The organism is Planctomicrobium mucosum (genome assembly GCF_051466335.1).
Classification (GTDB): domain Bacteria; phylum Planctomycetota; class Planctomycetia; order Planctomycetales; family Planctomycetaceae; genus Planctomicrobium.
This window is the reverse complement of sequence record NZ_CP195793.1, coordinates 1,679,497-1,694,526: the sequence shown is the minus strand read 5'-3', so window position 1 is coordinate 1,694,526 and position 15,030 is coordinate 1,679,497. Positions and strand designations below refer to the sequence as shown.

The 15,030-nt window shown below is 52.7% G+C and carries 8 protein-coding genes; 4 read left to right on the top strand and 4 right to left on the bottom strand.

Annotation, left to right across the window (positions count from 1 at the left end):
* Positions 1–25: 25 nt before the first annotated feature.
* The 4 genes from SH668x_RS06890 to SH668x_RS06875 form a co-directional block, all read right to left on the bottom strand.
* Positions 26–1,462, bottom strand: coding sequence for a hypothetical protein (locus tag SH668x_RS06890; RefSeq protein ID WP_437187963.1), 1,437 nt, complete (start codon positions 1,460–1,462; stop codon positions 26–28).
* Complete coding sequence (locus SH668x_RS06885) at positions 1,423–3,879, bottom strand: ABC transporter substrate-binding protein (RefSeq protein ID WP_437187962.1); 2,457 nt, start codon at positions 3,877–3,879, stop codon at positions 1,423–1,425. Before SH668x_RS06885 ends, SH668x_RS06890 begins: the two co-directional genes overlap by 40 nt.
* A gap of 22 nt (positions 3,880–3,901) precedes the next feature.
* On the bottom strand, positions 3,902–7,285 hold the full coding sequence (locus SH668x_RS06880) for an outer membrane protein assembly factor BamB family protein (protein WP_437187961.1): 3,384 nt from the start codon (positions 7,283–7,285) through the stop codon (positions 3,902–3,904).
* A gap of 125 nt (positions 7,286–7,410) precedes the next feature.
* Positions 7,411–8,244, bottom strand: coding sequence for a hypothetical protein (locus tag SH668x_RS06875; protein WP_437187960.1), 834 nt, complete (start codon positions 8,242–8,244; stop codon positions 7,411–7,413).
* Positions 8,245–8,694: 450 nt separating this feature from the next.
* On the opposite strand from SH668x_RS06875, the gene SH668x_RS06870 reads away from it, so the two are divergent.
* From SH668x_RS06870 to SH668x_RS06855, 4 genes are all read left to right on the top strand, one after another.
* Entirely contained in the window at positions 8,695–9,738 is a 1,044-nt protein-coding gene (locus SH668x_RS06870; RefSeq protein ID WP_437187959.1) for a D-alanine--D-alanine ligase, read from the top strand.
* A gap of 256 nt (positions 9,739–9,994) precedes the next feature.
* Positions 9,995–10,888 carry a cell division protein FtsQ/DivIB gene (locus SH668x_RS06865; RefSeq protein ID WP_437187958.1) on the top strand — a complete coding sequence of 298 codons (894 nt, stop codon included), beginning with the start codon at positions 9,995–9,997 and terminating at the stop codon, positions 10,886–10,888.
* 219 nt (positions 10,889–11,107) lie between these two features.
* Positions 11,108–13,639, top strand: coding sequence for a DUF1559 domain-containing protein (locus SH668x_RS06860; RefSeq protein WP_437187957.1), 2,532 nt, complete (start codon positions 11,108–11,110; stop codon positions 13,637–13,639).
* A gap of 39 nt (positions 13,640–13,678) precedes the next feature.
* Positions 13,679–15,016, top strand: coding sequence for a M16 family metallopeptidase (locus tag SH668x_RS06855; protein ID WP_437187956.1), 1,338 nt, complete (start codon positions 13,679–13,681; stop codon positions 15,014–15,016).
* The last annotated feature ends 14 nt before the right edge of the window (positions 15,017–15,030 follow it).

The window sequence follows — 15,030 nt, the reverse complement described above, 5'->3', positions numbered from 1 at the left end:
CTTAACGGAACGGAATCACCAGCGACTATTGCTGAGACCGTTCTTTATTGATTTCATCCAGGACGTCTGGAATGCGGGATGTCTCAAGAAAGCGAACGGCGGACTCTCGGATTGAGAGACACAATTTTCTGATCCTCTGCTCGGCAACGCGATCTTTTGCATCTTTGGCAGCCTGTGTCCCTTGCAACTCCAACTGATCAATGGCGTAAAGAAACTGTTCCTGCGTTGGGATCTTTTTAAGCTGCTCCGCAAATTCTTCTACCGCTTCCCATCGCTTCTGCTCCATCGCAGCTTGAGCGCGGGTAATCAGAACTTCACGTGTTGCCACGAGGTCGACCAATTCCCCTTCGAGTCGACTGACTGCTCCTTCGATATTCAAGCGGGCTGAATCGTCAGGGACTTCCAGATCGACTCTCGATGCCCCGGTCGGAAACACCGGAACTCTCGCCAACACTGCAGCACCGCTATACAAAGTTAATTGCCGAATGGAATGAGTTCCGTCAGCAGGAATCGTGACGATGCCGCGACGATCCGTTGCAAGCTCAATTGGTGAAAGTACCTCTTCAGAGTTTTCTGTGGGAGGACTCGTTAATAGACAGCGAAGCCCGATCAACGAATTTTGACGACTCCCGCGAGGGTAAACGAGAATTTCCAGAGCAACTTGCTGCGGAGGCTGCAACAGAGCGTACGCTTCCACACGCCGTCGTCCGATGGGGATCGGCTGCTGAAAGGAGGAGACCAGTTGAAACGTACAATCAGCCCGCTCAATTTGCTGACATTCCAGATAAGACCACGGGATTCGCGAAAGTACGTGAAGTTCCCCCCGCTTGTTCAGGACTCGAGCAAAGGGGACAAAGACGGCAGATTCCAGTTCAGATGAACCGAATCGCTCCACGTTCCCGAACTCGCCAGCACGTAACTCGCCTGTGATTCGAGTTCCATCCGCCGAGTCCAATCTTACAAGTGGTCGGAACGCCTCCATCAACAAGTCCGCCATTTCAAACGGGACGGCCCGCTGTTCGAGGACTCTTTTCGTTGGTACTGACAGTGAAGTATCGGAACAACGGTCCCACTCACTTCCACTGAGTTCCAGTACTCCCCCTTGCTGAGATAGATGGATTCGAAAGACTTTATCGAACCGGTTTGAGTTCGGGGCCTCGCCATCAAGGAATTCAACCTTCCACTGATTTCGGAATCTGGAAGTGATCAGCTCGTGAAATTGTGATTTCCATTTCTCCTGCAGCGTTGCTGAAACCGTCGTATTGAATGCAGTGTCCAGCTGAATCTGAATTTCGTAGGGCCGCAGACGCCATTCCGGGAGTGGTTCGCCCTCCGCATAGAGGACAACTGAATGTCCAAACAATGCCACAAGCATCCCGATCAGACAGAGAAACCCTACCATTCGATTTCGGCGAAGGACGATCAAGGCAACGACTCCTGATACCAGGGATCGATCGTCCATTGATCGATGTTGTCGTACGGATGTGAAAAGACTTCCGGCATGTTCCGAATGGATTTCCGTAACACAAAATACTGATCAACTTCCCAAAGAGGAATGAACGAGGCGTGCTCCTGCAAATGCTGCTGCAGTCCATTGAACAGCTCGATCGACCGAGTGTGATCACCAGTCCGCTCAATCTGAACAAGTTCCTGCTTCAGCCAGTCCGGATGGACACTCAAATCCGAGATCCGTGCGTTGCTGCTGGCTGTCAGCAAAGGCCACATTTCAAGCGTCGGCTCAGTGATTTGAGCAGTTCGATACAGGATATCCCAACTTTTTGGCAGCGGAGCATTCGCTGCCACGATGTTGACTTCGATGCCGATTCGTCGCCATCCGTTGACGATTTCCGCAGCAGCAGATTGCGCAACAACTCCCGGTGCAACGATCATCGTTAACGGAGGAACGTCCTGATTCAGCTTCTGCCTGGCTGCGAGTGTCAAGGCGAAACCTCTGGAGATATCAAATGGTGGTCGAATCAGTTGCCGATTGACTGCGAGATGACCTGAATAAAAAGGAGTCGTGACCAACCGGCCATGTTGAAGCTTCGGATCTTCAAGGACAATTTCCTTAAGAATTCGCTCTGAGTCGATCGAGTAGGTAAGCGCTTTACGAAGTTCGATGTGCCTGAGAATTTCGCTTCTGGAATTGAAGAGAAGAAAATGAGTTTCCGGGAGAATCGACTTTTGAAAGAACAGGTCTCGCGAAAGTTCGCGATCGGCTTGAAGAGTACGAACCTCCACGTCCGGTAAGCCGACAAGCATCGACACTTCCCCGCGGCGGAACGCTTGAACAGCCTTTTGCGGAGAATCGAATCGATGTTCGACCACTTCAGCAATATGATATTTCTTTGTGCTATCAGGTTCGGGGAGTTTTCGCACGTACTCCATCATTCCAGGCGTACTCGATTCAATGCGAAAGCCTCCCGGGTCTTTTAAGCCAGAAAGCGGATCACCCTGTGCCGCGTCATTGTCCAGCGAGATCGTTGCAAGTAGAGATTCGATGCGATCCGGGACACGGTGAAAGGCGAGCGTGAAATCGATCGGCGAATGAACGTCAACAGATTGAATGATGGACGCGAGACGCTCGTCGAACGCCGGGTCCTCCGGATCGAGTCGACGAAGCAACGGAGAAATCACCTCCGCAGAGGTGATCACCCCATGGCTATCTGAGGGCTGACGCAACTGCCGCAGCGTAAAGTGCACTTTTCGCCCGAGGTCCCGCGGTTCCCATGCGTCTAAGAAGCGGGTCCCGTAATAGGAAGTTCCGTCTCGAAGTCCCTGAAACTCGAAAAGTCGCAACGTCGTCAACTCGTCAACTCGCAAGTCTGCCGCCGACGGAATCGGGTACGCGATGCACTCACCGGGCAACTCTGTCACACCGACATGCAATCGCTGATACCGTGAGGTGATCCGTCCATGGGCTCCCTTGAGTTCCTGTGCTGGAGGCCAGACAGTGATCGCGTTTTCGGCGCTGATTGACGCGGCCCGAAACTCATTCCTTGAGTACGCTTCAATTGCCTGCTGCATCTTCGTGACGGCTTGCTGAGTCAGGGAACTCGCCAACTCGGTAAACACCGGATGATCAGGATAAATCGCGTTCAATTGCCTCAGGTGATATTGGGCTCGAATAAAGTCCGATCTCTCAATCGCCTTGATTGCAATCTCTCGCACCACCGTCCCGGTCAACTCTCGAATTTGCGGGGAGTTCGGCACCCTGCTGCGCCATTCCTTCAGTAAAGCGAGTGCCATCTCATACTGCCCATCAGCCATCCTCTGACTGACGTTGAGTGACAGTAACTGAATGGCAACATCCGACAATCCGGGCCAACCGCTTTGAAGGCGTTGAACGCGCATCAGCAGTTCATCAGCCTGCTGTAATCGTTGGTGATTGAGATCTGCGGGATCTGTGAGCAGTTCAATTCGTTTCAGGCAAAGCGTTTCGTAGTAAAGGATCTCTTTGACTCGACGAACCGGGATCTGAAATTCTCTTCGATCAGGATTCTGAAACAAGGTGATCTGAAAATCATTCAGTGCTCGAATTTCCTGTTCGAGCGCATCTCTCGCGGCCCCGAAATTCTGACCGCGTTTTGCTTGTGCTTCTGCGATTTCGCTCCGACGACGTTCGAGGGCATTTGGTCGATTCACAACCGGCTGGATGACAATCACTTCTTCGGTATCGAGCACCATCCAGTCTCGCGATCCATTGACCAGCAAATCCTCCGCCTCAGGGACCGCAAGGTCTTCCAGAAGCGGAAGTGACTCTGACGAGAAGTCCTCCCGCTCGACGATTTGCTCTGTTTCTTCCTGCGCAGCGACATCCCCCGTGACTACTCCCGCCACAACGAAAGAGAACATCAATAAGTGCAGAAGAGGTTTCATCTCGAGCACGCCAAGATCCTGTTTACTCCTGAGGAACAATGATCAACGATCCATCCGCGGTCCCCACGACGACATTCTGATCAACCACGAACGGCCCCAAAGCGATCTCGCACTGGACATCGAACTCACGAATCTTCGTTCCATCCTGCGGATCGACGAACCAGACGTTGCCATTCTGAAGTGCAACGACCAACCGGGAATCGAGCAGCACGACGCCAACAACGGATGACTTGTCGATCGGAATCTGCCAGAGTGTCTTTAGTTCTGCAGATGCCTGAAGGCAATGCAGTTCATCGGATCCGATCTCCACATAGAGCTGTTCATCTAGCAGTTGCATCGGGCTTGTGACAGGCTTCTCAAACTGACGTTCCCCGAGCTTCTCCAATCGTTCAGAGGCGAAGAGCGATACTCGATTGGAACGATCAGCGACGACAATCCACAGCTGTGACCCGACGATGGGGATTTCAATTTCTGCGCCGAGATCGACTCGTTGGACCTCTCCCAGATAAGGAACGGGGTCTTGATTGAGTTCGAGCAAATAGAGCCGTCCGGTGTCCGTAGCCGCCGCTGCCCGGTTCTGACCGAGAGCAATCACACTACTCCATTTGAGTGTTTCGCCAGTCGGTAATCTGAACGGCTGGATTGCAGCGGATTCAGGAGTGGAAACAATTTGAATTTCGCTCGCTAACGGAAGCAGCACGCTGTCTCCAAAGTCGACCGGCAATGCCTGAAATGGTTTTGATAGCTGAAGATTCCGTTCTACCTGGCCTTTTGAATTGAGTATCCACAGGCGGGGAGCACTTCCACCTGCAGCCACTGCGACATGCCCTGTCCGAAGATCTGCCGCCAACAGTGGAGTTGTGAGATCGACTGGAACGGGAAGTCGCGTGACCGGGACCGAGTGGAAAGTCTTTGAAGCAATCTCATCGAGAGTCACCTGAAACACCTGCCCCATGTCGTTCACGGCAACGACCGATTTCCCGGCATCCGCTCCCCCGGAAATTGCGATCAATTTCGCTCCGACAACTGCCTGCCAATCGCTTTTCATTTCTTCGCGATCAGTTCGAGTGAGTGTGACTGCTTCAGCAAAGGGTCGCCGACGGGCGTGGTATAACGAACCATTCAGGAATGAAAGAGGCTGTGAAGTGATTCCCGCTCCTGTCACTGGTCCATCCAACTGCAATGATTCCGCGGTGAGCCGCAATCGATTCAGAGAATCTGTCGCCACCCAAAGTTGACGGTCTGGACCGGGAAGAAGATATGCGGATCCGACGAGTTTGCTCTCGCCGACATAGACCGGTCCTACGGTCAGCGGTGGCTGATCTGGATCATCTGAGATGGTGAAACTCGTCACCCGATTTCCCAGCGATGGAACGAACAAATCTCGCCCTCGCAGCACCGGCGGATCGACGACAATCCCTTCCACGGTCTGGGCCGCTGTCAACTGATAACTTCCAGCCCCATTCTTCGTTACCAGTAATTTCACCGAGGCTGTCCCTTGCCCATTGACTGCAACGATCAGGTAATTCGAAACACTGAGCATTGGGGCTGCCAGAGCGCCAGCGGAATGACCGAGATCGAACACTCCACTGAGTTGGAACGTGTTTTTATCGACGACATAAAGAACTTCTTCGTGACCGGGAACGATGATCCGGCTTCCATCTCCCGAAACGACAGGGGTTCCAACCGGTTGTGAGAAGTTCAGACTGTCTCGCAAGGTGCCTGTTTCCAGATCGAGACATAACAATCGATGATCTGCTGTGGGAACGTACAACGCGTTTTCATGCAACAGCGGAACGCCCCCGAGCGCCGAGCCTGTTGACTGCCTCCAGACAAGTGATCCATTGCTACGATTCAAACGAACAACTTCCAAATGGTTCGCATCAAACAGAACCACTCCCGGAGATCCGACTTCTGAAAGCTGAAACGGATGTGACTGAAACCCGATCACCCGGCGCCATACTGGCTCACCCGTCACAAGATCAATCCCGTAACAGCAATCCTGAGCGAGAACGGGAATCGTTTGTCCAGCTGGCACTTCATCGGTTTTCGTTCGTGTCTGAAAACAGAGAGTGAGAACACCGTCCACCCAATTGTGGTCCGACTGCACCGCGGGTCTCTCCAGACTGGCAGAGTTCGATTTGAGAAGCTCCTGCTCGAGACTTGTTTTCAGACGATCAGTAAGTTTCTGATCCACTTCGAAGACGGGATATCGATTCAGGAGACTGCGTCGAATCTGCAAGGCAGCCAGAGGCTGATTTTCCCTGATTGCCTGATCGATCCGCAGAAGTTCTTCGCGGTAGACGTTGTCCTGAAGAATCTGGCGCTGAGATGCCCGCTGGACCTGGTCGATTTGCGAAAATGTCTCTGTCGGCGGAACATCCTTGGGAGAATACGTCTTCAACACGACGACCGCTTGCTTCGAGACATCGAGCTGCTGTGGATCGAGTTGCTTCCCTGCCGCGATTCCTGCGCCTAGAGCGATCGTCTTCGACATGTCCATCAACTCCGCAAAGAGCGATTCGAACTGCCCTCGATCTCGTTCGTCTTCGATGAATAGCTGCAGCTGTTTCAGGCCCTCCGCATAGTTCGGCGCACCGCCTTCGATGAGCTGTCTGACCTTCGCCTGCCCCAGCAATCTTCTCGCATCGTCCGCAGAGGATTGTCCTGGGTAGTCGATCAGATACCGTTCCAGAGCTTCGATGCTTCCACGATAGTTTCCATCATCAAAGTGTTTCCGCGCCTGCTCGAAAGCCTGTTGGCTCGTTTGACGCAACGCAATGAAATAGAAGATCCCGCCCGCAAGTAATAAAAGGCAGGCGCCAATGACGAGACTGAGAATCAGTGGCGATTGCAGCAAGTCTTCTTCGCCGGGACGACTTTGGTTCGAGCGCAGCCTGTCTCGGATATGCTGGGATTGCTCGAGCGGAACGACGATTTCCTGCGGGGAGACGACGACTTCTTCAACTGGAACGGGCTTCTGCCTGGGAGCAATCCGAGGAGGAACAGGGACCGGTGAAGGAACCTTGGTTTCGACCGGGGCTGGCGTAGAAGCGACGGGAGGCAATTCCAGAATCTCTGCTACCCGCCGTGACGATGACGCGGCCGTCGCTTGCGAAGACTCGTCTCGAAAATAGATATCGACGGTTCCAAATCGGAGCAGATCTCCCGGGGAGAGAATTGACTTACCTTTGAGCGTGCCGTTGATATCGAGCGGTTCCTGCGTCGCTGAAACCGCTTCAAACCCTCCGTTGCTCCAACTAATACGGCAATGCAGGATCGCCACTTCCGGTTCATCGATCTGAATGTCGTTCGAGGCATGCCTTCCAATTGCGACTGGAGACTGCTTCTTCAGTTCACATCGCTCTCTCTCGCCATTGGAAGTTACGATTTCCAGAAAAGGCATGTCATCATCAATGGTCGGAGGAAATGAACGTGTCCTGAAAAGTCGAACCAGTTCCTTGATCAATTCAAGATAAACGCTGATTCGACTCGACGAATCTCAACGCGAGCAACAAATCTGCATCTCCTTCAGCGAAGGTACGTCTGTCGATCGACGACGAAATCGTAACGATCCCCCTCTTTCGATACTGAAAAATAGGTTCTTCGAATCTCACTGGGAAGCCGGTTCGCAAAGGCGATTTCTTTGCTCAACAGTTTTTGTTCGACCTCCGGCGGGTAGAAGTGGAACAGAACTGCTCGCGACGCATTGACTCCAGCGTCTGAAAACAGTTGAACATCCGCTGACTTTCGCCCCTCCCCCTGCCACGTCAAATACAGCCGCTTTTCATCACGCCCGGATTTGGTAATCCGCTTTTCAACGTTCGGCTGTGTGAATCGGCTGATGTATACGAGCTGCCCATCCGGCAGTAAGGCTCCCAGTTCAATTCCGAAAAAATCGAGTTGCTTGCGATACTCGGTCAATGACACTTCATCAGCGAAGCGAATAAACCAACGTTGTTCCGCTGGAAAACCTCCGTCTCCATTCCCTGATCCGAGCGGGCGACCACCTGTTCCGTATGCACTCCCGGGACGCGATGGCCCCTGTCCGGACATGGCGATGACCTGATCCACCTGAGTCAGCCCTACTCCGACATTCGCAACGAATGACGCGAGATTTTGTGAGACAGAGTGTTCCCCTTCGGCTCCTGCTCCAGAATCCTCGTCACTTCCGACCGCTGCATCAGAGGCGGGATCGTCAGGGGACTCCACGCGCAACGTCTCCCCCAACACACCGTCCTCAAAACCGCCCGGCGAATGAATCATCTCCAGCGGAACAAGAAAATCCTGTCGCGGAGGTCTGGTCGAATACCACCAAGCGACAATCAAAACGACACAGAAGCTGATCGCAATCAGAAGCGCCATCAGCGAAGCACTCACTCGATCGTACAACGTCACATGCATCACAGGCGCATGTTTCTCTTCTCTCGTGATCCGAGAGTATCGCCCGCTTTGATGAGGAGGAGTGAAATTCATGTCAGGTTGAACATGAAAGGAATATCAGAAGGCTCTGTCCAACACTTGCCGTCTCTCCAGGTGACACACTCGAGCAGGTTCATGCTAGACCTCCCATTTCGCACTGTCAACGAGCGTGAACCTCCTCGGATCACTTGTTACCGGCGAAACTTGAATCAATTTCATCAGGTTCCGATGCCGACTCTGCTGGTCTCGTTAGAACCGAAATAATCCACCAGGCATTGATCCGCGAAGGCAAGAAGTGCCGACTGAAGATTTTGAATCTGCAAAGCGCCGTCAACCACTGGGCACCGGAAGAATTTCCTTGGGTGGCTTTCCGTTCTCAACTGTGAAGTCATTATGAGTGCCCGACCACACCTCCCCAGCGCCCTCGTTTCCAACGCGTTGGATCAGAAATTCTCCCATTTTCCAAGACCACCTCACTTCCTTCAGCAATCATCGAAGCGAAGAATTGCAGTGCTTCAGGGGGGGACTTCTGCAGAACGAGACGTCAGCCTGAAATCTGGCGAAGCGATTGCCAATGCCCTGCGAATCTCCGGCGCGCACGTCGAGTGCATCGATCCAGCCATGACTCCGATCAGACAGGTGAATTGGAGTCGGTTCGATCTCGCATTCCTCGCTCTTCATGGAACCTACGGGGAAGATGGTCAGCTTCAGCGGGAGCTTGATGCACTCAATGTCATCTACACCGGGAGCGATGCGCACGCGTCTGAGATTGCATTCCATAAGCACGCTGCGAAGGTCGAGTTTCTAAAAGCAGGACTGCCGACTCCGCGATACGGTGTCGCCACAAGTGACTGTTCGCCCAATCAGCTTGCTGAACTTGCAGATCGGATTGGCTATCCCGTTGTTGTCAAACCGGAGGCTCAGGGGTCGAGTCTGGGAGTCACGATTTTACAGGATGAATTTGGACTGATCGCTGCCTGCAAATGTGCATTTCTGTTCGATCACACAATCCTGATCGAAAAAGCGATCGCTGGTCAGGAATGGACCGTTCCCGTCTGTAACGATCAGGCTCTATTTCCGATTCAGATCAAACCATCACAGCAGTTTTATGATTTCGAAGCCAAGTATCATGATCGCAAGACCGACTATGTGGTGACTTCAGATCTCTCCGATTCGGTTGTATTGAAGCTACAGGAACTGGGCCTGCAGGCGAGCAGGACACTCGGGTGCACAGGGATCAGTCGAGTCGATATTCGAGTGGACGCGTACGGATCTCCCTGGCTGCTGGAAGTTAATACCCTTCCCGGGATGACCGAGCAGAGTCTCGTGCCCAAATCCGCAGCCGTCTGGGGATGGTCAATGAGCGATTTATGTGAAGTGATCATTCGCTCCGCGCTACTTCGATCTAAGGAACCGACCAACGAATCTCACCACTGACTCCGTACGCAATTGATGCCGTTATTCCAGATCGGCAGGAGACTTCCAGCGTCACTATCTGCTGCGAATCAAGAAGTTTCTCCCCGCCCTGCCCGCTTGAAACGATTTTGCAGGACATCATTTGCAACCCGAAAATGCCGTCGTGGCGTGACGCTGAATGCCGATTCCAGCTTTGATTCTCTGAGCGAAGCGTCGGTAAAGCGATATGGCAAAGGCACCCAAAACCTCAAAATCAGCAAAACAGGAGACACCCATTGTGGTGAATCCTGAGCCTGCTGTCGTTCAACCTTCACGGAGCAAATGGAGATTCCTCGTCACGTTGGCTTTTCTGGTGGCGGTATGTGGGCTGGGAATTGGAATTGCCCGAATTATTCCTGACGTCTCCAACCGACCTGAATATCAGTTCGGGTTGCAGCAACTGCGGTTAACTCCCCCGCACCCGTGGATACCCTCGACCATCATTGATGAGGTTCGAGAACTCTCGCAGCTTCCCGAAACGGTCTCTCTCCTTCAGCCCGGACTGAGCGAGCAATTGGCACTCGCCTGGCAAAAGCACCCCTGGGTCAAGCAGGTCAATTCCGTCGAGATCACTCCGGCTCCGGGAATCGTTGTCGATGTTGAGTACCGCATTCCTGCAGCCTTTATCGAAAGTCGCAACGCGTTTTATCCTGTCGATACAGAGGGCAATCTCCTGCCGTCAGCAGATTTCTCCCATCCTTCCAAACAGACACTTCCGATCGTCCTCGATTCCGACTCAGATCCTCAAGGAAGAGTCGGCGAACCATGGGGAAACGCTACGGTGACTGCTGCCGCTTCTTTAGCGGCCGCACTCGCTCCATCAGGCGATACAGCGGTCCATTGGAACCGCTTGGGGTTCAAAGCGATCATCATTCCGCCAACAAATTCCCCGGACACCGACCCGAGTCAACTAACATTTGAAATTGAAACAAAAGGGGGAAACCGAATCGTCTGGGGAAAATCTCCCGGTTTCGATGCTCTTGAACCAACTCCTGACGAAAAGATTGCCCGCCTGAACGATTTTCAATCGAAAAACGGCTCGCTCGATGGAGTCAGCGGACGTCACCGCATTGATATCCGCCTATTTGACGTTTATTCGCTTCAGCCATTAGACGACGTGAAGTACCGCTAGTCATTCGGTGATTCTCTTCTCACCGCGGTCATTCCCATTGCGTAGTGACCTCTCGCGAATCGACTTGTGCATCGAGCTCCTTGGAACCGGTAGCGCAATCCTCTGCGCCGACTATATACAAGTCGACTTATTCCAATTATGATCGTTTTACCGATCAATGCTCATCTCTGTGTATGAACAAAAATCAGATTCTCTCTGCCCCCGCCACTGGAGTGATGTATGAGAAACAGAGCCATCCCTATTGAAATTTGCGCGCTCACATCCGTCGTCGTTGCGGCGTTCGCAGGATTGAGCTTCGCCCAGAAGAACACACAGGAAAAGTCCGCCGCCGAATTTCTCTCGGCAAATACAGTGCTCTACTCGCGGATTGATGGATTCAAATTACACGAAGAGTCTGCAAAGCAGACAGTTGCCTATCAGGCAATTTTCGAGAGTGGCCTCGCAGATGCTGGTCGCCAACTATTTCAGAAGCTTAACGAGACAGAAGAGACCGCTGGTATTGAAGAGATTTTCAACCATCTGGTCGATCAAGGCTGCTCCGTCGGAATCGCAGTCGACGCTCCTGAAGGGAAGCCGCTTTCTGCCTGGGCCACTATCGTGGTTCCATTGGGCGGCGAAGGAGTCGACCTCTTGGCTGAGACACTGACGAACATTTCGAATCGCGAGATCGAGGTCAAACAAGCAACGGTCAAGAAACGGCTTGTGAAGTACGTCAAGCTTCCCAACCCAACCATTGAACTTGGATGGTGGCAAGAAGGGAAAGATCTGATTCTGGTCGGTGGAATCAATGCCATCGCCAAAACGATGGAAGTCGTCGATGGAAATGTGCCCAATCTGACAACAACCGATTTGTGGGCAAAATATGGAAATTATGAGGGAGACTTCGAAGTCACTCAAGCTGGTTGGATCGACGTCTCTGCCTTGCGTGAAAAATTTGGCAACTCTCCGCTTCCGATTCCTCCAAAAGAGGGTGGTGACCCACACACGCTCGATGAAATTCTGGAAATCCTCGGGTTGCAGTCACTTGATTCAATCGTCGCAATCAACGGTTCTCGAGGCGAAGCACTCTGGTCGGAAGTCATCATTGATGCTCCGGGCGAGCGGACCGGGTTGTTGTCTCTGATGAACCAAAAGTCGTTCACCCTAAACGACCTCCCACCCATTCCGCTGCACAATGCGGGAGTTTACGCAGCCTCCTTCAATTTGGGCTCGGCATTCGACACAGCGGTCGATGTCGCGAAAAAGATCACCGAAATCGCTCCAGACGGTGATCCTGAAGATGTTGATCAGCTTCTCGCTGATCTGAGCAATCAAACTTCAATTGATATCGCTGGGCTGTTCCACTCGTTCGGTTCGTTGCACTGCCTGTATTCCGACTCCGCTCAAGGTCCATTCGGACTGGGTTCAATCGTGCTGCTACAGGTGGAGGACAGTGAAACAGTCTCAAGCTCGTTGAAGACTCTCTTCTCCCTTATCGAAAGGGAAGTCAATCGACAAAGTCGATTCCCAATGAGCACTGTCGTCTCGGAAGAAGACGAACGAACGACACTCCGATTGTCTCTCCCCGAACTGCCGGTCTTCTCTCCGACGTTTTCTGTTGGAGAAGATTGGTTGATCATCGGCCTGAATCCTCAGTCCGTGAATGCCCAAGTGCTGCGACTGAATGATTCTCTCCCAAGTTGGGACATCGAAGAAGATCTCAGCGAGACGATGGAATTACTTCCAGGTGAATTTACCTCTATCTCTGTGGTCGATCCCAAGCCGATTTACAACACGTTGCTCGGCTCATTGCCATCCATCTTCAACATCAGTGAACTAGGCCTGAAGAGTTCACGGTCAGTGCCACCCGATTGGACATTCCCGATCAACATCTCTGACATCCCTCCGTCAGAGGTTGTCACTCAGTCATTGTTCCACAATGTGTCTGTCACCACCTTGGATGAAAACGGAACTCATCTTTACTCGCGACAGTCACTCCCTGCTATTCCATTTCCGGGTTCCAGCAACCCAGCAATTGGAGTGGGGTCGACAGGAGTCCTCGTGGCACTCCTTCTCCCGGCAGTACAGCAGGCACGCGAGGCTGCCCGGCGATCGCAGTCGAAGAACAACCTCAAGCAGATCGGCCTCGCACTCCACCTCTATCACGACACCCACGGTTGGTTTCCCCAAGGCACCATTCCAAACGATGACTTGGACCCCGAAGAGCGGTTGAGTTGGCTCGTCTTAATTCTCCCTTTCATAGAGCAATCGAACGTCTACAACAGGATTGATCAGAGCGAGAGCTGGGACTCTGATGAAAATGAGGCTCCTCTCGCAAACAGTATTCCGGTTTTAACTAACCCGAGCCATGCAATTCCCGCCAAAGACAAATACGGAACGACCAGTTACATTGGAATCGCAGGATTGGGTGAAGATGGTCCGAATGAGCCTGTCACCAGTAAGAAAGCCGGCATCTTTGGATACAATCGCGTCACAAAGCTTTCAGACATACGCGATGGAAGCTCAAACACCGTCATGGTCAGCGATACCAGCACACCTAGTCGCTGGGGCGAAGGAGGCGCAGCAACCATTCGCCCATTCACGCAACAACCCTACATCAACGGTCCCGATGGAATCGGCTCCCCTCACAAAGGAGGGGCGAATTTCGCCTTCGCTGATGGAGCAGTCAGATTCATTAGCGAAAACATTGATGCAAAAACGATGGAAGCGTTGACGACGATTAATGGGGGAGAGGTGATCGGCGAATTCTAGCGTTCGCCCGTCGCCAGGAATTCCAGGCAGAGAAAGTTGATGAAAACAGACCGCAATCCGGATGCTTCGGCGTCGGGATTGCGGTTTTCTCATCGAGTGGCTTCAATACGGATTTTCCCATATTCGGACGATCGCAACTCCATGCTGTTCCACCACACTGTCCTTCCTAACGGTCTCGAAATTGTCGCTGAAGTCAAACCTGCCGCTCACAGTGCAGCCATTGGCTTTTTCGTAAAAACCGGAGCCCGTGATGAACAACCAGAGGTAGCTGGAGTCAGCCATTTCCTGGAACATATGGCGTTCAAAGGGGATGAACAATTCACTGCAGAAGATGTCAACCGCATCTTCGATGAGGTGGGAGCAAGCTATAACGCAAGTACAAGTGAAGAAATTACGGTTTACTACGCTGCAATTCTTCCCGAGTACATCGATCAGACATTCGAACTCCTTGCGAGCATGATGCGGCCGAGCCTGCGTGAAGACGATTTCAACATGGAGAAGCAGGTCATTCTCGAAGAAATCGGAATGTACGAGGACATGCCCGCGTTTAATGTCTATGAGCAGGCGATGGGATTGCACTTCGCAGGTCACCCCCTTGGCCAGAGTGTGCTTGGGTCAAACGAGAGCATCGCAGCCCTCACCGCAGAACAGATGCGGGCTTATCACCAGAGCCGATACGGGGCAGCGAATCTCGTTCTGGCAGCGGCTGGAAATATCGACTGGGATCACCTCGTCGCACTCGCGACGAAGCATTGCGGGGATTGGCAAGCCGGACTTCCTGGTCGGGTTCGCGACGAAGCGAAGCCTGTGCCCCAGGAAGTCTGGAAACTGAAAGATCAAATGCACCAGCAGCATGTCATGCAGATGGCTGCTGCTCCTTCTGCTCAGAGCAATTTACGATTCGCTGCTGAACTCGTCGCGACGATTGTTGGAGACGAAGGTGCTGGCCGCCTGTACTGGGAACTGGTCGAGACCGGACTCGCAGAGACGGCCGACCTGGGTTACAACGATTTCGATGGTTCCGGCGCCTGGGGAACTTACCTGTCCTGCCAGCCAGAAGACACCTTTTCCAACCTCGAACTGATTCAGAAGATCTACGACGAATTCAACCGCACTGGCCCGACTGAAGAAGAACTCGAACAGGCCCGCAATAAAGTAGCCTCGCGAGTTGTTCTCTCCAGCGAACGTCCCATGGGTCGTCTCTCCAGCTTGGGAGGCAATTGGGTCTATCGCAAGGAATTTCGCTCGGTCGACGACGATCTAGCAGCGATCAATGCCATTACGCTCAAAGAGATTCGCGAGTTGCTCGATGTTTATCCACTCAGGCAAACGACTTCAGTCGGCCTCGGCCCAATTGCTGGCCGCCCTGGTGTGTAAGACAGATCGGCAAC